Genomic DNA, 20,615 nt, shown 5'->3' with positions numbered 1-20,615 from the left:
GTGTATGAGTAATAAGTTTACGCTCATTCTGTTAGTCGCTGCCCTGTTTTCAGGTTCATTATTGGCATCTACAGACAATCTAACTGTTGAAGATTTGCCTATTCTTAAGCAAGAAAGCCAGCATAGTACGGCTAGTAAACGGGTGACAAACTTATTTACTCGTGCACACTACAAACCTATTCGTTTTAACGACGAATTATCTGAGCAAGTTTTTGATCGTTACATCGAATCCCTTGATTTCAACAAAAGTGTTTTTTTAGCTTCAGATATTGCCTCATTCTCGCAATATAAAGACCAGTTTGATAATGCACTTTCGACAGGGAAGCTTGGGTTTGCTTTTGATATTTTTAACTTAAGCTTAAAACGACGTTTTGAGCGTTATGATTATTCATTGTCATTACTTGATAAAGAAATGACTTTTGATAAAGAAGATGAATACATGTTCGACCGCGAGGACGCGAGTTGGGCAACAACTCAGGCTGAGTTAGATGAGTTATGGCGTCAACGAGTTAAATATGATGCGTTACGCTTAAAAATGACAGGTAAAGATTGGCAAGGCATTAAAGATGTTTTAACCAAGCGTTACCACAATGCGCAAAAACGCTTAGTACAAACAAATAGTGAAGATGCGTTTCAAATTGTAATGAACTCGTTTGCACGAAGCATCGAAGCGCATACTTCTTATTTATCTCCACGACGTGCTGAACAATTCAAGATGGATATGGACCTTGAGTTAGAAGGTATCGGCGCAGTCCTTAGTTATGATGAAGATTACACAGTAATTCGTAGCCTAGTACCGGGTGGTCCAGCAGATAAGTCAGAGCAAATTAAAGCTGATGACCGTATTATTGGTGTTGCCCAAGAAGGTGAAGACTTTGTTGATGTTATCGGTTGGCGCTTAGATGATGTTGTTGAGCTTATAAAAGGTCCAAAAGGCACCAAAGTACGTTTACAATATTTAAAAGGTGCAGATGCTCACGGCACTCCTAAAGTGGTTGAAATAACCCGTGATAAAATTCGCTTAGAAGACCGTGCTGCCAAATCAAATGTGTTTGAAGCAAAGTATTCAGATTTAACCAGTAAAATCGGTGTGATTGAAATACCAGGCTTTTACAATAACCTATCACAAGATGTAAAAGTTGAGCTTGCTAAATTAAAAGAAGCTAAAGTTGATGGTATTATCATCGACTTACGTCAAAATGGTGGTGGTTCTTTATATGAAGCGACACAACTTTCTGGTTTATTTATAGATCAAGGCCCGGTCGTTCAAATCCATACACTAAATAATCGTATTGAAGAGCAAAAAGACCGTGATGGTGTGACTTTTTATGATGGCCCATTAACGGTATTAGTTGACCGTTATAGTGCCTCTGCCTCAGAAATTTTTGCTGCGGCAATGCAAGATTATGGTCGTGCAATTGTGATTGGTGAGCAAACATTTGGTAAAGGCACTGTACAGCAGCATAAACCGCTTGGCCGTGCTTACGATTTATATGATCATCCATTAGGTAGCGTGCAATATACGATTGCAAAATTCTACCGTATCAATGGCGGCAGTACACAGCACAAAGGCGTGATACCAGACGTATCTTTCCCTTCAGCTATCGATCCTGCAGAGTGGGGCGAAAGCCAGCAAGATAATGCACTACCTTGGGACAGCATCATCCGTGCTAAATACAACTCAGTTGATAACCTAAAACCAGCTATCTCTTACGTTAATAAGCTTCATGATGCACGTATTGCAAGTGAACCTGAGTTTGGCTATGTGTTTGATGACATTAAGCGCTATCAAGAAGAGAAAGACCGTAAGACTATCTCACTAGTTGAAGCTGACCGCTTAAAAGAGAAAGACGAAGGCGAAGAGCGTGCATTAGAGCGTGCGAATGAACGTTTGGTTCGTCTGGGTGAAAAGCCAGTTGAGAAACTAGACGACTTACCTGATGTGCTAGATGATTTAGACCCATTCTTAGAAGAAGCGGCTCTGATCACTCAGGACTATATTAAATATGGTCGTATCGCGAAAAAATAATTAGCATTTTTTTAGCAAAATTGTTCAATAAAAAGGCGCTTAGGCGCCTTTTTTGCTACCTAAAACAGGTCATCTTGTTATAATGAAAAATCTGATAGCCTTAAACTATAAGGGTTTGAGGCTTATGAACAATAATAATTAAACACGCCATATAAGACGTGTAGGAGACTATCTTTTGAATTCAGTTGAAGATAAACCTGTTAAACAGGCCAGCTTTTTGGACGCCCTGATCCCAATTTCAGTGCTGGTTTGCCTGCTAGGTGCAGCAGTTTACTTATTCGGTGATAACTCATCATCGGGTCCAAATCAAATCGCATTATTATTTGCCACCTTTACTGCCGCATTAATTGGCTTAAAAAATGGTTATACCTGGAAGAAACTAGAACAAGCCATGATCGAAGGGATCACTTTGTCTCTTGGTGCAATCATCATTCTTTTGATGGTCGGTGCTTTAATTGGTACTTGGCTACTTTCAGGCACTGTACCAACCTTAATTTACTATGGTTTACAGATCATTAATCCAAGCTGGTTTTACGCAGCAAGTTGCTTAATTTGTGGCATTGTTGCGATGAGTATCGGTAGCTCATGGACTACAGCTGCGACCATTGGTGTTGCACTGCTTGGTGTCGCAACAGGCCTTGGCCTTGAACAAGTTGTTACTGCGGGGGCGGTTATTTCTGGTGCTTACTTTGGTGATAAGTTAAGTCCATTATCAGAAACCACTAATTTGGCACCGGCTGTTGCGGGAGCTGATTTATTTGAACATATTCATCATATGCTCTGGACAACAGTGCCAAGCTTTATTATTGCGTTAATTATTTTTATTTTTATGGGATTTAATGCAGGTGGTTCGACAGAAGCAGGCCGTATTGATGAAATCGTTAATTTATTAGAGCAAAACTTCAATATTGGCTTTGAGATGCTAGTGCCATTAGCTGTATTACTTTTCTTGGCAATCCGTAAGATGCCAGCTTTTCCTGCGATTTCTATCGGGGCTGTACTAGGTGCGATTTGGGCGATGTTATTTCAATCAGATTTAATAAACAGCCAAATTGATGCATCACAAGGCCACGCGATTGGCTATTTTAAACTAGTTTGGACAACCTTCTTCGACGGTTTCAGTATCGATACTGGCGATGAAAAAATGGACTCACTATTAAGTGGTGGCGGTATGGCAGGCATGCTAACAACAACTTGGCTGATTATGACAGCCTTGATGTTCGGCGCTATTATGGAAAAAACCGGTTTACTTGATATGTTCGTAAAGAGCATTTTAAAAATTGCAAAAAGCACAGGCTCGCTGATTACTGCCACTATCGCAACCTGTATTGGTACCAATGCGGTAGCAGCTGACCAATATATTGCGATTGTTGTTCCTGGTCGAATGTTTAAAGATGAGTACGAAAAGCGCGGTTTGAAGCCAGTTAACTTATCTCGCACATTAGAAGATGGCGGTACTATTACAAGCCCACTTATACCTTGGAATACCTGTGGTGCTTACATGCAGAGTGTTTTATTAATAAATCCATTTGATTACGCTATGTATGCATTCTTTAATTTAATTAATCCATTCTTAGCGGTTGTTTACGCCTATTTAGGTATTAAGATTTTACGTATTACCCCAAAACACGTTAAACAAGAAGCTAGCGCTGAATAATAAACTTAGGCCCTGTATAGTTGCAGGGCCATTTTGGAGCCAGTTATGTCTGCTACGAGTAAACCTCAAGCTCAATATTTAAAAGATTATCAAGCCCCTCAATTTTCAATTCAACATATCGATTTACGCTTCGAATTAGCGCCTTTACAAACGTCAGTACAGTCTACAATGACAATCAATCGTACTGATGAAAGTAATTCGGACCTTGCTCTTGATGGTGTTGATTTAACGCTTATCTCAGTAGTGGTTGATGATAAAGCCTATGATGATTATACACTCGAAGATGAAAAACTAATCATTCATAACCTACCAGAAAACTTTATTCTGAAAATAGAAAACCATATTGATCCGCAAACGAATACTTCACTAGAAGGTTTGTATTTGTCGGGTGGTGCTTACTGTACGCAATGTGAAGCCGAAGGTTTTCGAAAAATTACTTATTACCTCGACCGTCCAGACGTACTTGCCAGTTTTGATGTGACTATTATTGCTGACAAAAAATATACTCACTTGCTCTCAAATGGTAACCAAATTGAGGCTGGTAACTTAGATGACGGTCGGCACTTTGTAAAATGGCAAGACCCATTTAAAAAGCCTAGCTACTTATTTGCATTAGTCGCTGGTGACTTTGATGTGCTACGTGATCATTATACAACCAAGTCAGGTCGCAATGTTGAATTAGCGTTATTTGTTGATAAAGGAAATTTATCAAAAACACCTCATGCTATGACATCACTAAAAAAATCAATGAGATGGGATGAAGAGCGCTTTAACCTTGAATACGATTTAGATATTTACATGATTGTCGCTGTTGATTTCTTCAACATGGGCGCGATGGAAAATAAAGGTTTAAATATCTTTAACTCTAAATGTGTTCTGGCGAATCAAGAAACAGCAACAGATAAAGATTACCATACAATTGAATCCATAGTCGGACATGAGTACTTCCACAACTGGACAGGAAACCGAGTTACATGTCGTGATTGGTTCCAATTGTCTTTAAAAGAGGGATTGACTGTTTTCCGCGATCAAGAGTTTAGTAGTGATATGGGGTCGCGAGCACTCAATCGAATTGATGCGGTTAAAGTGATGCGAACGCACCAATTTAGTGAAGATGCGGGGCCAATGGCACACCCAATTCGCCCTGAAAAAGTCATCGAAATGAACAACTTTTACACGGTTACTGTGTATGACAAAGGGGCTGAAGTTATTCGTATGATGCATACCTTACTGGGAGAAGAAAAGTTCCAACAAGGTATGTCATTGTATTTTGAGCGTCATGACGGACAAGCTGTTACCTGTGATGATTTTGTTGCTGCTATGAGTGATGCATCAGGTATCGATTTAACGCAATTTAAGCGTTGGTATAGTCAAGCTGGAACGCCAAAACTTAATGTAGAACAAGTTTACGATGAACAAAAGCAGACCTTCACACTCAGCATTGAACAGTTTGCTCCTGATAATCAACCTGACAATGCCTTATTGCATATTCCGTTTGCTGTTGAGCTTTTAGACAGTGTAGGGCAGTCACTACCTCTTGTGATTAATAACCAGCCACAAGATTCGGTATTAAATGTCGCTGAAAAAACACAGCAGTTTGTTTTTGAAGGGATTAAACAGCGTCCAGTCGCAGTGCTGTTAGAGGACTTCTCTGCGCCATGCATTGTTAATCAAAATACTTCTGCTGCTGATCTGTTACATATTATGCGTTTTGCCCGTAGTGACTTTTCGCGCTGGGATGCTCAACAACGCTTATTTACTAATGAGATGAAACAAGCTGTTGCATCTGGTGATGCTAACTTATCAGATGAAATAATTAATGCGCTTAAAACACTTATTGATGAGCGAGATGGTGATCTTGCACTAATTGCAGAACTGTTAAAACTACCCAGTTACGATACTTTAGCCGCGGAATACTCAATCATTCCTGTGGATGACATCATCGCAGTGCAAAATACCTTTGAAGCGCAAATTGCAAGCAGTTTAGCTGACTCTTTTGTTAATTGTTATAACGCTCTGTTGGATGATGGATCAACCTCTGCAACTGCTGTAGCCATACGTGCTCTTAAACAAGTTTGCTTGTACTATTTAGCTAAAACAAATCACAACTCAGTAAATAGCTTAATTAATGAGTCTGCTCACAGTAGTAATATGACGAATGTATTGGCAGCATTAAGTGCTGTTGTGAAAGCTAACCACCCATTGTGTGACACATTACTTGATGAATTTGATGCAAAATGGCGTCATGATGTACTTGTGATGGATAAATGGTTTGCACTGCAAGCGATGAAAGAGACAGCGAGCAGTATTGAAGATATTAAAGCTCTTTATAATCATCCAAGCTTCGATTTTGGAAACCCAAATCGTGTACGGGCATTAGTTGGCAGCTTTAGTCATTTTAATATTACCCAATTCCATCGAGCTGATGGTAAAGGTTATGAACTTTTGGGCGACTTATTAGTTAAATTAAATGATATTAACCCTCAAAATGCATCGCGAATGCTAACCCCATTTATGTCATGGCGACGTTACGACGAAAATCGTTCAGCAGCTATAAAAGCGCAGTTAATGCGTTTAGCAAATTTAGAAGGGTTAAGCGATGATTTATTTGAAAAGGTTGAGAAAGCACTTGAAAGCTAATGAGAGAATACTATTTTGCTTTGTACCTTAGTTATGCTGAATGTCTTGATTACTATCATGGTAAATATAAGTCTGTTCAGGTAACAGAAGACGGCGGTAAAATCGTACGATTCGATGCTCGCTATTTACGCCCGCACATTTCTTCTTTAGGAATAAGAGGGCGCTTTCGGCTAACATTAACCGATGAAAATCAGTTTATAAAATTAGAGAAAGTGAGTTAAAAAGCAGCTATAGCTGCTTTTTTATTGCTCAGCACCCAGTAAAAAAGCCTCATTTGTAGTTATTTTCTTGCTCTTCAAAACAGTAATTTTATTATATTTTTGTTAATTCGATTTGTTCTATTGTTAATTTACGTGTATAAAATATCTGGTATGACGTCTTACCAATACGTAAACGTCACATTTTTAAATAAATATTAACCGATTGAACGCGTTCTATATTGTATTTTTATTGTTTCGCTTCTATCGTTAGAAAGATACTAAAAACAACAATTTGATCACAGAACAACCCGTTACAGGGGGATGAACACAATGATAAAACGATCGCTTTTTGTTAAAAACAAAATAGCTTTGGGACTCGCGGCGGCTACACTCGGAATCTCAAGTACATCTTTGCATGCAGCAAACTTCGAGTTAGGGGACTTTGACGTACGTTTTGACTCTAACTTTTCTTATGGTCAAAGCATTCGTGTTGAAGACCGAGATTTTAAACATATAGGTAAAAGTAATAATCCTTCATTTGATTGGACGGGTTATCATTCTGCGTTAAATCCTATTTATTCTTCTGCGGATGTTTGGAACCAACCTGGTGCCTACTCTAATAATGGTGATGCAGGGAATTTAAATTTTGATAGTGGTGATTCATTCTCAAAATTATTAAAGGGCAACCACGAGTTATCAATTAGTAAAGATAACTATGGTTTCTTTACACGCTTTATGTATTTTTACGACTTTGCATTGATGGATGGCGATTTTGCATATAGCAATCCTACATCAGGTAACAAAGTAGACCCATGTGACGATGATGACACTAAAGAACAAGTATGTGCTGATTTACGTTTATTAGATGCGTACGTTTGGGCAAACTTCGATTTAAATGAAGGTCGTAACCCTCTGTCTATTCGCTTAGGTCAGCAAGTTGTAAACTGGGGTGAAAGTACCTTGATTTCTCATGGTATAAACGTTAACCCAGTTGATATCGATCGTTTAAAAGCGCCAGGCGCTGAGTTAAAAGAAGCCTTTATCCCTGTGGGTATGCTTTGGGCATCTCTTGGCATTACAGATAACTTAACACTGGAAGGCTTTTACCAATATGAATGGCATGAAACACGTCTTCCAGCTGCAGGTACGTACTTCTCGACTAACGATTTCGCGTCAGAGAATGGTTATCAGCAAAATATTCAACTAGGTTTTACATCAAACCCAGATATCGATTTAGCATTCTTAACAGAAAGCTTAAACAGCTTAGACGATATTGTGCGTTCGCAAGGTGTTGATCCAACATCTGCGCAAGGTCAAGCTATGATGGCGCAAATGTATTTAGCTTATCCGACTAAAGTAGCTCTTAAAGGTAAGGGCAGTGCGGGTAAAAATGAGCCAGATGATGGTGGTCAATATGGTTTACGTTTAGGTATGTTTTTACCTGAATTAAACGATACTGAAGTGGCTTTATACCACATCAATTACCATAGCCGACGCCCAGTAATTTCTGGTCAAGTGTCTAATTTTACAGCTGGTGCTATCGCGGCTGATATTGGTATGTTGTTATCTACAGAAATCACTGAAGATAATGTAACTAGCTTACAAGCATTCACCAAAGGCCAATTAGAATACCCTGAAGATATTAAGCTTTATGGTATCAGCTTTAATACATCATTAGGCGAGACTGCTTTCGCTGGTGAATTTGCATTCCGTCAAGATGAGCCACTACAAATTGATGACGTAGAACTTCTTTATGCGGGTATGCCAGAACAACTAGCCGTGGCTGGAATTCGACCTGACTTTGCGGGTATTTCGCAAATGAGTTTGGGTGATGCTACAAGTGTTGTAGGTCCTGGTGAAGTGGCGCAAGGCTTTATATTACGTAACACAGCACAATTACAATTTACAGCAACGCATCTATTTGGCCCATCATTAGGTGCAGACAGCTGGGCGGTTGTTGGTGAAATCGGTGGTGTGCGCATTAATAATATGCCTGAATACGATGAGCTGCGTTTAAACGTTGCAGGTACGGGTCGAAGCGGCATTATGCAGGGGCCACTGAGCGATGATTATTCAACCCTTCATATGGGTTTATCGAATGGTCCTGAAACGAATCCGTTCCCAACAGCATCGGCATGGGGTTATCGTTTAATCGCTAAAGGTGATTACTATAACATTTTCAACGGTGTTAACTTCTCGCCACGTTTTGTGTTCTCACATGATGTGAATGGTATTACACCTGATCCGATGTTCTTATTTGTTGAAGACCGTAAATCACTCGGTGTAACGATGAACTTCAACTATCAAAATGCGTGGTCATTCGACTTTAGCTATAACTCTTTCTGGGGTGGTGGCGCGACGAATACATTCTCTGACCGCGATTATGTTTCATTTAATATTAAATATTCAATCTAAGGGTAAATTATGATTATTAGAAAACCTACCCTCATTGCTGCAGCTTTTTGTAGCGTTTTCGCAAGCTCTAGTGTACTTGCAAAAATTACTGCTGATGAAGCAGCACGTTTAGGTAATGACTTAACGCCAATTGGCGCAGAAAAAGCAGCTAACAAAGATGGTTCTATTCCAGCTTGGACGGGTGGTATCACAACCCCTCCTGCAGATTATAAACCAGGCATGCACCACCCAGACCCATTCGCTGATGATAAAGTGTTGTTCACCATCGATAAGTCAAACGTTGATAAATATAAAGAGTACTTGAGCCCTGGTCAGGTTGAATTATTCAACACTTATCCAGACACGTTTAAGATGAACATTTATCCAACGCGTCGTAGTGCGTCTTATCCGCAGTTTGTTTATGATGCGACTAAAAAATATGCTACGACAGCTGAGTTAGTTGAAGGTGGTAACGGTATTAAAAACACAGCTGTGGGTGTACCTTTCCCAATTCCAAAAGATGGTTTAGAAGCAATTTGGAATCACCTTTTACGTTTCCGTGGTTTATCAATTGAACGCTATGGTGGTCAAGCAGCACCAACAGCGTCAGGCTCATATAATTATGTTGGTTTTGAAGAGCAACTTTTAGTTGAATATTCATCACCAGATGCAACGCCAGAAAAACTGCAAGAATCTAATATCTTGTTTAAGTTTAAGCAAAAAGTAACTGAGCCAGCTCGTCTAGCAGGTACTGCGTTATTAGTTCATGAAACTATGGACCAAATCTTAACGCCACGCCAAGCATGGACGTACAACTCAGGTCAGCGTCGAGTTCGTCGTGCACCTAATGTTGCATATGATGCACCAGGAACAGCGGCTGATAGCTTACGTACCACTGATGACTTTGATATGTTCAACGGTTCTCCTAACCGTTACAACTGGACATTAAAAGGTAAGCAAGAGCTTTATATTCCATATAACAGCTATAAACTTCACAGCGATAAGTTAAGCTATGATGATATCTTGCAAGCTGGTCACATTAACCCTGAATATGTTCGTTACGAAAAGCACCGTGTTTGGGTTGTAGAAGCAAACCTGAAAGAAGGTACGCGTCATATTTATAAGAAACGTGTTTTCTATATTGATGAAGATAGCTGGCAAGTACATGTAACGGATATTTATGATAACCGTGACCAAATGTATCGTGTAGCAATGGCACATGGTCTTAACTACTATGAAGTACCGACTCATTGGAGTACGTTAGAAGTTTATCATGACCTTAACTCTCGTCGTTACCTAGCAATTGGTTTAGATAACCAAGAAAAAATGTATGATTTCTCACAATCATTCAACGATAACGAGTTCACTTCAAGCGCTTTACGCCGCGAAGGTCGTTAAACAATCTAAGGCACCTGACTTCAGGTGCCTTTTGCAATTCGCGTAAGTCATCAAGACACGCAATTGGTTTTCCCAGTGGCTTTTTTGACTTCTCTTTTTATCTTTTCGAAGGCGATTTATCTTTATGAAGTATTTGCTTTATGCCTGTCTTGCTTATAGTGCTTCATGTTTTTCTCAAGACATGCCCACACCGCAACAAGCGATTAGTGCAGTTAATGCAAACAAAACTCTACTCACTGACATCGAATTGGTCGGTGAAAAACTGGTTGCTGTTGGTAAACATGGTGTGGTTATCACTAGTACTGACGCACAAACATGGCAGCAAGCCAGTGTACCAACACAAGTATTACTCACCGCGGTTGATTTTTATAATGACGAATTAGGCTGGGCTTGTGGCCACGATGCCACTATTATCAACACCGTGGATGCTGCTAAAACTTGGCAGTTACAACAATCTTTACCAAACATGGATAAACCATGTTTAGATATTCTTTTTACATCTGAAAGCCATGGTTATGCAGTGGGTGCATACGGCATGTTTTTTGAAACCACTGATGGTGGCCAAACATGGCAGAAACGTTTTTTAGATAGCTTGTTATTTGAAGATGATCGCGACTATTTGAATGATTTAAAAGAAACAGATCCTGAAGGATATGAGCTTGAGACGGCATCTATTTTGCCGCATTTTAATCGTATAGTGAAAACTAAAGACCGATTAATCTTAGCAGGTGAAATGGGGCTAATGGCCGAAAGTGTTGATAATGGCCAAACATGGCAACGTCTTGAAGAGATTTATATGGGCTCTTTCTTTACGTTTGCGTCAACTGCAGATCAGGGTGGTGAAGACCTAGTTGCAGGTCTGCGTGGCAATATATTTACTCGTCAAGCAAATAGTGATCAGTGGTTACCAATTCAAAACACTAATTATGCCACCGTCAACAGCGCAATAAACCACAATAACGAATGGCTTTTATTTGCTAATAGTGGAGTTATTTTTCATGTTAAGGGTGATCAATTATCAGAAGAGCAAATGGCCGATGGCAAATCATTGCTCGACGGTGTTGTGTTTCAAGACAAACTAATTATGGCTTCAGAAAATGGCATTAAAGTGAAGGAGTTGAATCCGTAATGCGTGGTTTATTAGACTTTTTAGAAAGAGCGGTATTTCGTCATCGCTTGTTCGCAATTATTTCCTTTGCTTTGATCACCTGTTTTTTATTATTCAAAGCAACACAAATTCAATTAGACGCCTCGTTTAATAAAAATATCCCTCTTAATCATGAATACATGAAAGTATACACCAAACACGAAAAGCAATTTGGTGGTGCAAATAGTATTTTAATTTCGGTGTGTGATGCAGACGGTGATATTTTCAATGAAGAATTTTTTACCCAACTAAAAGCAGTTCATGACCAGCTTTATTTTATTCCAGGTGTTAACCGTCCATTAGTTAATTCAATTTTCGCACCGAGTGCACGTTTTGTTGAAGTTGTTGAAGATGGCTTCGCTGGTGGTCCAATTATTCCGGCTAACTTCACAGCTGATAAACGTGGTCTTGCAGTTGTAAAAGAAAACATCGAAAAAGCAAAAGTAGTCGGCCGAATGATCGCCAGTGACTATTCGTGTGCAATGGTAACAGCCCAGTTACTCGAGACTGATCCGCAAACACAAGAAAAACTCGATACATTAGCGTTTGCAGAAAAGTTAGAAACACAAGTTCGTGAACCGTTAAGTACTGATAAAGTCAGTATCCATATTATTGGTTTTGCAAAGATGGCAGGGGATGTAGCAGAGGGTGCTAAAGGCGTACTGTTATTTTTTGCAATCGCGATTGCTTTTACCTTTGTGATGGTTTGGCTGTTCTGCCACTCTTTAAAACTGACAATTTTACCGATTGCCTGTTCAATCATTGCCGTTGTTTGGCAGTTAGGTTTGTTATCAACCTTGGGTTTTGGCTTAGACCCTATGTCAATTTTGGTGCCGTTTTTAGTGTTTGCGATTGGCGTAAGTCATGGTGTGCAAATGATCAATGACATCGGTAAAAAAGTGACGTCAGGAAGCTCAACCCGGGTGTGTTGTCAGGCAAGCTTTAGAGCACTTTTGATTCCAGGTGGTATCGCGCTGCTATCAGACACAATTGGCTTTTTAACCTTACTCACCATTGATATTGGTATTATTCGTGAACTTGCCATCACAGCAAGTTTAGGTGTGGCGGTAATTATTTTCACAAACCTCGTATTGTTACCAGTGTGGGCATCGTATATGCGCTTTGAAGGCTCAGTGCATATTCAAGCAGGAACACACTCAGACAAACCGAATTTCTTAGATAAATTGCGTGAACTGTTAGTAAAAGCGACGGACCGTAGAACCGCCGGTTTAATTATTGTGCTTACAGCGATATTATTTGCAGTGGGTTATTGGCAAGCTGACAAAATGCGCATTGGTGATTTACACGCAGGTGCGCCATCTTTGCACCAAGATGCCCGCTATAACCAAGACACCTTTTTGATTTCTGATAAATACACCATTTCATCAGATATCCTAAAAGTGATTGTAGAAGCGTATCCTGCTGCTTGTACTGAGCATGATGTGATGGAGCGTATTAGTCGTTTCCAATGGCAGATGGAAAACGTCGCAGGGGTGCAATCAGCAGTGAGTTTAAGCTCAGTTGCGCAATCTGTGAATGCCGGCTTCAACGAAGGTAACCTTAAATGGCAAAGCCTGCCGCGCAACACGGCAAGTTTAGTGCAAGCTACTTCACGCGTTGAAACAAGCTCAGGTTTACTCGATGGTAACTGCTCTGTAATGCCAGTGATTATTTTCTTAAATGACCACAAAGCAGAAACTATTGACCATGTAGTAGCAAAGGTCAAAGAGTTTGCTAAGGCTGAAGAAACGGATGAGTTGAAGTTTAAGTTAGCATCAGGGCCTGTGGGTGTAATGGCCGCAACCAACGAATCTGTATCAGCTGCACAGCTACCTATGATGCTTTACGTTTACGGCGCCGTAATCCTGCTATGCTTAATTAGCTTTAGAAGTGTTAAGGCAACGGTTGCGGTTGTATTACCTCTGTATATCGTATCAACTTTAGCGCAAGCCTTGATGGTACAACTTGAAATAGGTTTAACAGTATCGACACTACCAGTTATCGCTTTAGGTGTTGGTATCGGTGTTGATTATGGGATTTATATACTGTCATCAATGATGGGGCAGCTAAAACAAGGTGTGGCACTCGAAGTGGCTTATCGCAATGCATTAGCAGAGCGTGGCAGTGCAGTGTTATTCACGGGTATTACCTTAGCCATTGGTGTTAGCACATGGATTTTCTCTGATCTGAAGTTCCAAGTAGATATGGGTATTCTTTTGACCTTCATGTTTTTGGTTAACATGCTGGGCGCAGTACTACTTTTACCTGCAATTGGTAGCTTCCTCTGGACTGACCAGAAAAAATAATGTGAATAATTGTGCTCCAATATGGCCAGTAATGGCCATTTATATCTATATTTTGTGAATAGATGACCAAATAGCTGAAAAGCTTAAAATGATTTCATCGAAAAGGCTGTTTATTAGCTGCAAAAGAGTTAGAATTTACCTGACTCCACGCTAATAAATGGCTGTACAAATATTCTACTAATCGATAAGTAGTATAGATTAAGGAACATACAATGACACGAAATGAAGGGCAAGCCTCGGTTATCTTAGATAATGTCTGTAAGCTGATCCAGAAAAAAGTTCACGCTGATAATGTGTTACTCGTTGAGAAATTCGCCAAAGCCTTGTACAGCAATATGTCTAAAGAGGATTTGGCACATCGCAACGATAGTGACTTATATGGCGCTGCACTAAGCCTATGGAACTCGCTAGAAAAAAATAACTCTGATGACGCGGTTGTCCGTGTCTTCAATCCTGAAGTAGCAAAAGATGGCTGGCAGTCATCGCACACTATTGTTGAAATCATCGCGAAAGACATGCCTTTCTTAGTTGATTCTGTGCGTATGGCCATGACTCGCGAAAACATCTCTTCTCACTTATTACTTCACTCTCCACTGAAAATCCAACGTGACAAAAATGCTAAAATCACAGGTATTTCAAGCTTAAAAGCAGAGCAAGAATCAACGTCAACAAAAACGGTGTTCTTTATCGAGATTGATCGCCAAACAGATGCAAAAGTTATTGAGTCTTTCAAAAAAGAACTTGAGTCTGTGTTAGTTGACGTATCTATCGCTGTAGAAGATTGGCAGCCAATTCGTGAAAAGCTAATTGCTGTAACGAAGGATTTACCTAAGCGTCATCATAATAATAACGAAAGTGAAGTTGCTGAAACGGTTGAGTTTTTAGACTGGTTAGCAAAAGATAACTTTACCCTAATGGGTTATCGTGAGTATGAACTGTCGCCTGTACAGGGTGATTACCAATTAAAAGGTAAAAAAGGTACTAGCCTTGGTCTGATGAAAAATACAGACGAAGAGCACAGCCGTTTACTTTCTGAATTACCAGAAGTTGCACGTCAAGAAGCGCGTAGCAATAATTTACTGATTTTAACGAAAACTAATTCAGTGTCTCGTGTTCACCGTCCTGCTTATATTGACTATGTGGGTATCAAGCGTTTTGACGAGGAAGGCAATGTAATTGGTGAAGACCGTTTCCTTGGTTTATTCTCTTCGAGCTTTTACAACAACAGCGCCGCTGATGTTCCGGTACTGAAAAGTAAAATTAATCGCATTATGGAAATGTGTGACTTTGCTAAAGGCACCCATGCTTATAAAGCGGTATTAAATATCCTAGAAACATACCCACGTGATGAACTTGTGCAAGCACGTGAAGCCGAACTACTTGAAGTTGCTATGGGCGTACTACAAGTACAAGAGCGTGATATGTGCCGTATTTTTGTGCGTAAAGACGCATATGGCCGTTTCTTCTCTTGCATGGTCTATGTACCGCGTGAGCGCTATAACACGGCACTACGTCGTGAAACGCAACGTATCTTAGCTAACGCATTTAATTCTGACGACAAAGTCGAATTTACTACTTTCTTCTCTGAGTCAACATTAGCCCGTACTCATTATACGGTGCGTGTGACTGACAATAATATTGAATATAACGTGAAAGACATCGAAAACAACCTAATTGAAGCTGCCCGTACTTGGGAAGATAGACTCCAGTCTGCACTACTTGAAAGTGCAGGTGAAGCACGCGGTAAAGAACTAAACCGTAAATATGCACAAGCATTTGCAAGTGCATATAAAGATCAGGTTTTACCAAGTGCTGCGGTTGTTGATATCGAGAAACTTGAGCTTCTTAATGACGAAAACAAACTAGAAATGTTGTTCTATCGTCCACAAGAAGAAGCAAATACCAATGTTGTTCGTTTAAGCTTATTCCATAAAGATGAGCCAATCCACTTATCTGACGTCATGCCAATGTTAGAAAACTTTGGCTTACGTGTAGTGGGTGAAACGCCTTACTCAGTTAAAACGACAGACGGTAAAGTTAATTGGATCATGGATTTCACCATGCTAATTGACAATAAGGGCATTGCTGACTTTGATAAAGTATCTGCTCGTTTCCGTGCTGCGCTTACTAATGTTTGGAATAACCGTTTAGAAAACGATGGTTTCAACCGTTTAGTATTAATGGGTGGTTTAACCGGTCGTGAAGCGTCTATTCTTCGTGCATACGCTAAATACATGCGTCAAATTGGTGTAACTTTCTCGCAGACTTACATCGAAAGCACATTTGCAAATTACCCACATATTGCTTCGCAAATCGTTAACTTATTCACTAAAAAGTTCTCAGTTAAGAACCCTGGTAGTGAGAAGACGCTTGAGAAGCTAGTTGCACAAGTAAATCTTGAACTAGAAAACGTAGCAAACCTAGATGATGACCGTATCATCCGTTTATACGTTGATATGATCAATGCAACTCTTAGAACGAACTTCTTCCAAAAAGAAGCGGATGGCCAATTTAAGTCATATGTATCGTTCAAGGTTCAGCCTTCTATGATCCCAGAAATGCCATTACCACTGCCTGCGTTTGAGATCTTCGTATACTCGCCGCGCGTTGAAGGTGTGCATTTACGTGGTGGTAAAGTTGCACGTGGTGGCCTACGTTGGTCTGACCGTCGTGAAGACTTCCGTACTGAGGTACTGGGTCTTGTTAAAGCGCAACAAGTTAAAAACACGGTTATCGTGCCAGTAGGTTCGAAAGGTGGTTTCGTATGTAAACAGCTACCGACAGACCGTGAAGCATTCTTCAAAGAAGGCCAAGAGTGTTACAAAATTTTCATCCGTGGTTTATTAGATATCACAGATAACATCGAACGTGGTGAGATTGTTCCGCCAGTTGATGTTGTTCGTCATGATGAAGATGACCCGTATTTAGTTGTTGCTGCCGATAAAGGTACTGCGACTTTCTCTGATATCGCAAACGGTATCGCAAATGAATATAACTTCTGGCTAGGTGATGCATTCGCATCAGGTGGCTCAGTAGGTTATGACCATAAGAAAATGGGTATCACTGCAAAAGGTGCGTGGGAGTCTGTTAAGCGTCACTTCCGTGAAATGGACATTGACTGTCAAACAACTGATTTCACTGTTGTAGCTATCGGCGACATGGCGGGAGACGTATTTGGTAACGGTATGTTGCTTTCTAAGCACATTCGCTTACAAGTGGCGTTCAACCACATGCACATCTTTGTTGATCCAAACCCAGATGCTGCAACATCTTACCCTGAGCGTGAGCGTTTATTTAATTTACCGCGTTCTTCTTGGGAAGATTACAACAAAGACCTTATTTCACAAGGTGGTGGTGTATTCTCTCGTGCGGCTAAATCAATTAGCTTAAGCCCTGAAATGAAGAAAATGCTTGGCACTAAAAAAGCGAGCATGACACCTAACGAATTAATCAAAGCAGCTCTAATGATGGAGTTTGATTTACTTTGGAATGGTGGTATCGGTACTTACATCAAGAACTCTAAAGAGACTGATGCAGATGTTGGTGACCGCGCGAATGATGCACTTCGTATTAACGGTTCTGAGCTTGGTGCGAAAATCTTAGGCGAGGGTGGTAACTTAGGTGCTACTCAATTAGGTCGTATCGAATTTGCAGCTAAAGGCGGTCGTGTTAACACTGACTTCATCGATAACGTAGGTGGTGTTGCGTGTTCAGATAACGAAGTAAACATTAAGATCTTACTTAATGGCTTAGTTGCTGAAGGTGACTTAACGCGTAAACAACGTGATGAGCTACTTTATGCTATGACCGATGAAGTATCGCAACTGGTTCTAAAAGATTGTTATCGTCAAACGCATACCTTATCGATTACACAGTCAAAAGGCACATCAACACTTAAAGAAAAAGTACGTTTTATCCATGCCCTTGAAAAAGATGGCAAGTTAAATCGTGCAATTGAGTTCATTCCAACTGATGAAGAACTTGCAGAGCGCGCAGCAGCGGGTAAAGATTTAACTCGTCCAGAACTATCTGTACTAGTTTCTTACGCGAAAATGGTACTTAAAGAGTCTTTAGTGGTTGATGAAATCACTGAAAACCCTTATTACCGTCAGTTATTGGTTAACTCATTCCCGGTACCACTTCGTGAGAAGTTCAACGATGCAATGGATAACCACCCACTTCGTAAAGAAATTATCGCAACAAAACTTGCCAATAATATTGTTAACGATATGGGCCTTAACTTCATGGTTCGTATGCACGAAGAAACAGGTGCTAACGAAGCAGAAATCGCGCTTTGCTATTCAATTGCAAAAGAAGTGTTCCAGATGCCAGAAACATGGTCATCAATTGTTGCACTTGATAATAAGATCCCAGCAGCTGTACAAACAGAAATGCTCTATCAGTTACGTCGTACGGTTCGTCGTGCAACACGTTGGTTCTTACGTCATCGCAATAAAGCACAAACGATTGAGCAAGCAATTGAGTTCTTCGCACCAACATTTGCTGATTTAAGTGAAAACTTAAATAGCTACATGGTTGAAAAAGAAAGCGAGCGTTTAGTTAAAGCAGCTGAGAAGCTAATTGATAGCAATGTACCAAAAGCACTTGCGACACGAGTTGTGTCTCTATCAAGCCTATTCTCTGTAATGGACTTAGCCGAAATTGCTAATAATTCAGAGCGTAGCATTGCTATGGTATCTAACACGTACTTCAAGTTGGGTGCGCGTATGGGCTTACATTGGTTCCTTGACCAAATTACTAACCAACCGGTTGCAAATCACTGGCAAGCACTTGCTCGTGCTTCTTACCGTGAAGAGCTTGATTGGCAACAACGTACGTTATCGGCTGTGGTACTTAATAGCTTTGCAGCAGACAGCAAAGACATTGATGCACAAATTGATGAGTGGATGGATAACCAAGATCTACTTCTACAACGTTGGAAACAGATGCTATCTGAATTCAAAACATCGCAAAGCCATGATTTTGCGAAGTTCTCAGTAGCACTTCGTGAACTAATGTTGTTAAGCCACAACTGTGACACTTCCAAATAAGTGAAAAGTCGTTAAAATACATACCCCAGCTCGCTGGGGTATTTTTTTGCCCTTAATTTGCAATGGTCCGTTTATAAGCGGCTACCTTGTTTATTTTTACCTAAGGAACAAACCATGTTTTATGATCTAGCTCGCCGTTTTATGTTTACCCGTGATGCGGAGTGGGCTCATGAATTTGCACTTAATAATTTACGCCGATTTGCTCATACTCCATTGAGTGCAGCGTGGTCTCAATCTGTCCCTAATAAACCAGTTAACTTTTTGGGTTTAGAATTTAAAAATCCAGTAGGTTTAGCGGCAGGCTTAGATAAAAATGCAGAGTGTATTGATGCATTTTCACAAATGGGTTTTGGCTTCGTTGAAGTGGGTACTGTTACTCCTCGCCCTCAAGCTGGTAACGATAAGCCGCGTATTTTCCGTTTACCAGAATCAAATGCGATCATAAATCGTATGGGCTTTAACAACAAAGGCGTTGATAACCTAGTTAATAACGTAAAAGCGGCGAAATATGACGGTATTCTAGGTATAAATATAGGTAAAAATAAAGATACACCAAACGAGCAGGGTAAAGATGACTACATTCATTGTATGCGCAAAGTATTTGAGCATGCATCGTACATCACAGTAAATATCTCTTCACCAAATACCCCAGGTCTTCGTGATTTACAATATGGTGAAGCGCTTGATGACTTACTACAAAGCTTAAAGAATGAACAACTTGATTTAGCTGCAAAGCATAACAAACAAGTGCCTATGCTTATTAAGATCGCCCCAGATCTTGATGAAATACAAATTGCGCAAGTTAGTGAGTCATTGATCAACAATAAGATCGATGGTGTTATTGCTACAAACACCACACTTGAGCGTGCGGCAGTACAAGGCCAACAATACGCAAACGAAGCGGGCGGTTTATCTGGCCAACCAGTACGTCAGCGTTCAACCCACGTGGTTAGTGAGCTGAAGCGTTTAACTGATGGTAAGTTACCTATCATTGGTGTGGGTGGTATTGATGATGCAGACTCTGCAAAAGAAAAATTTTCAGCAGGTGCAGACCTTGTACAAGTTTATACTGGCTTTATTTATAAAGGCCCAGAATTGGTAAAAACGATCCTTAACGGCTTATAAGGATCAGTTATCTAAGCATTTGATCATTAATAAAATGTTCTAAAAAAGTATTTTATTAATGGTCAGGCTTAGCTATAATTTATGATTAATCGCACAGAATTCTAAGTTAGGGAGGAGACATGTTACAAGCATCGAAGCAATGGAAATGGCTTGCTTGTGCAAAAAATAATCGTCTTTTGGTTGACCTTGACCAAGATATGCAACTGTGCACACCTTACAAATTACGCCAACTCACTGATGCTGTTTTACAAGAGCCAAACTTCAGTCTTGAAGATGCTGCATTTTATCAGCAAGTTTATCAATATCTTGAAACATTCTCATTATGGAGCCCGGCAGAGCTTTGCCAAATTGCTCTTAACGCTACAGCAGTTAAATTTCATTTGAAGCCAGTACTTGCAAAGAGTTGGTTTTTTCATGAATACCAGGGTAGCCAGCCAAGTGTTGAAGCGGTTGTAAAGTTATACTCGAAGGCACAAGACGGTGAGTTTTTAATTGTTGATCATTCACCAGAAGCATCTGTTTGCATTAATCTGAGCGCACACTTTCAGTTAGACGAAAATCTATCTCTAGAGCAGTTTGAAGCCATCAAGGTTCTAAATAATCGTATCCATCCTGTTTATATTCAACAAAAACAGTTTAAATCGGCCTAGGGCGTGTTGACCTTTGTG

Annotated in this window: 11 protein-coding genes; all 11 read left to right on the top strand. The window is 40.1% G+C overall.

Annotated features, from left to right (window positions below; translation table 11 throughout):
* The first annotated feature begins 4 nt into the window (after window positions 1-4).
* Window positions 5-2,029 carry a carboxy terminal-processing peptidase gene (gene prc / locus ACSFVZ_RS04885; protein ID WP_435558246.1) on the top strand — a complete coding sequence of 675 codons (2,025 nt, stop codon included), beginning with the start codon at window positions 5-7 and terminating at the stop codon, window positions 2,027-2,029.
* Window positions 2,030-2,204: 175 nt separating this feature from the next.
* Window positions 2,205-3,686 (top strand): Na+/H+ antiporter NhaC, encoded by a 1,482-nt coding sequence (gene nhaC, locus ACSFVZ_RS04880; RefSeq protein ID WP_135924812.1) that lies wholly within the window; start codon window positions 2,205-2,207, stop codon window positions 3,684-3,686.
* 45 nt (window positions 3,687-3,731) lie between these two features.
* Window positions 3,732-6,326 carry an aminopeptidase N gene (gene pepN, locus ACSFVZ_RS04875; RefSeq protein WP_435558245.1) on the top strand — a complete coding sequence of 865 codons (2,595 nt, stop codon included), beginning with the start codon at window positions 3,732-3,734 and terminating at the stop codon, window positions 6,324-6,326.
* On the top strand, window positions 6,326-6,547 hold the full coding sequence (locus ACSFVZ_RS04870) for a DUF2835 family protein (RefSeq protein WP_135924807.1): 222 nt from the start codon (window positions 6,326-6,328) through the stop codon (window positions 6,545-6,547). Before pepN ends, ACSFVZ_RS04870 begins: the two co-directional genes overlap by 1 nt.
* Window positions 6,548-6,856: 309 nt before the next feature.
* The gene (locus tag ACSFVZ_RS04865) at window positions 6,857-8,941 is read left to right on the top strand and encodes a DUF1302 domain-containing protein (RefSeq protein ID WP_135924806.1); all 2,085 of its coding nucleotides are present in this window, start codon (window positions 6,857-6,859) and stop codon (window positions 8,939-8,941) included.
* A 12-nt stretch (window positions 8,942-8,953) separates the two neighbouring features.
* Window positions 8,954-10,318, top strand: coding sequence for a DUF1329 domain-containing protein (locus ACSFVZ_RS04860; RefSeq protein WP_435558278.1), 1,365 nt, complete (start codon window positions 8,954-8,956; stop codon window positions 10,316-10,318).
* Window positions 10,319-10,442: 124 nt separating this feature from the next.
* Window positions 10,443-11,447 carry a WD40/YVTN/BNR-like repeat-containing protein gene (locus ACSFVZ_RS04855; RefSeq protein ID WP_199526430.1) on the top strand — a complete coding sequence of 335 codons (1,005 nt, stop codon included), beginning with the start codon at window positions 10,443-10,445 and terminating at the stop codon, window positions 11,445-11,447.
* Window positions 11,447-13,771, top strand: coding sequence for an efflux RND transporter permease subunit (locus tag ACSFVZ_RS04850; protein WP_135924801.1), 2,325 nt, complete (start codon window positions 11,447-11,449; stop codon window positions 13,769-13,771). Before ACSFVZ_RS04855 ends, ACSFVZ_RS04850 begins: the two co-directional genes overlap by 1 nt.
* Window positions 13,772-13,983: 212 nt before the next feature.
* Entirely contained in the window at window positions 13,984-18,822 is a 4,839-nt protein-coding gene (locus ACSFVZ_RS04845) for an NAD-glutamate dehydrogenase (protein ID WP_135924798.1), read from the top strand.
* Window positions 18,823-18,936: 114 nt separating this feature from the next.
* A complete protein-coding gene (gene pyrD, locus ACSFVZ_RS04840; RefSeq protein ID WP_435558244.1) occupies window positions 18,937-19,947 on the top strand; it encodes a quinone-dependent dihydroorotate dehydrogenase in 1,011 nt (336 codons plus the stop codon).
* Between the two features lie 119 nt (window positions 19,948-20,066).
* On the top strand, window positions 20,067-20,597 hold the full coding sequence (locus ACSFVZ_RS04835) for a cell division protein ZapC domain-containing protein (RefSeq protein ID WP_138557574.1): 531 nt from the start codon (window positions 20,067-20,069) through the stop codon (window positions 20,595-20,597).
* The last annotated feature ends 18 nt before the right edge of the window (window positions 20,598-20,615 follow it).

Origin of the sequence: Pseudoalteromonas nanhaiensis (assembly GCF_051235485.1) — a bacterium.
GTDB classification, from domain to species: Bacteria; Pseudomonadota; Gammaproteobacteria; order Enterobacterales; family Alteromonadaceae; genus Pseudoalteromonas; species Pseudoalteromonas lipolytica_C.
Note: the sequence above shows the minus strand (reverse complement) of the source record. Positions and strands in the feature narration are given on the sequence as shown.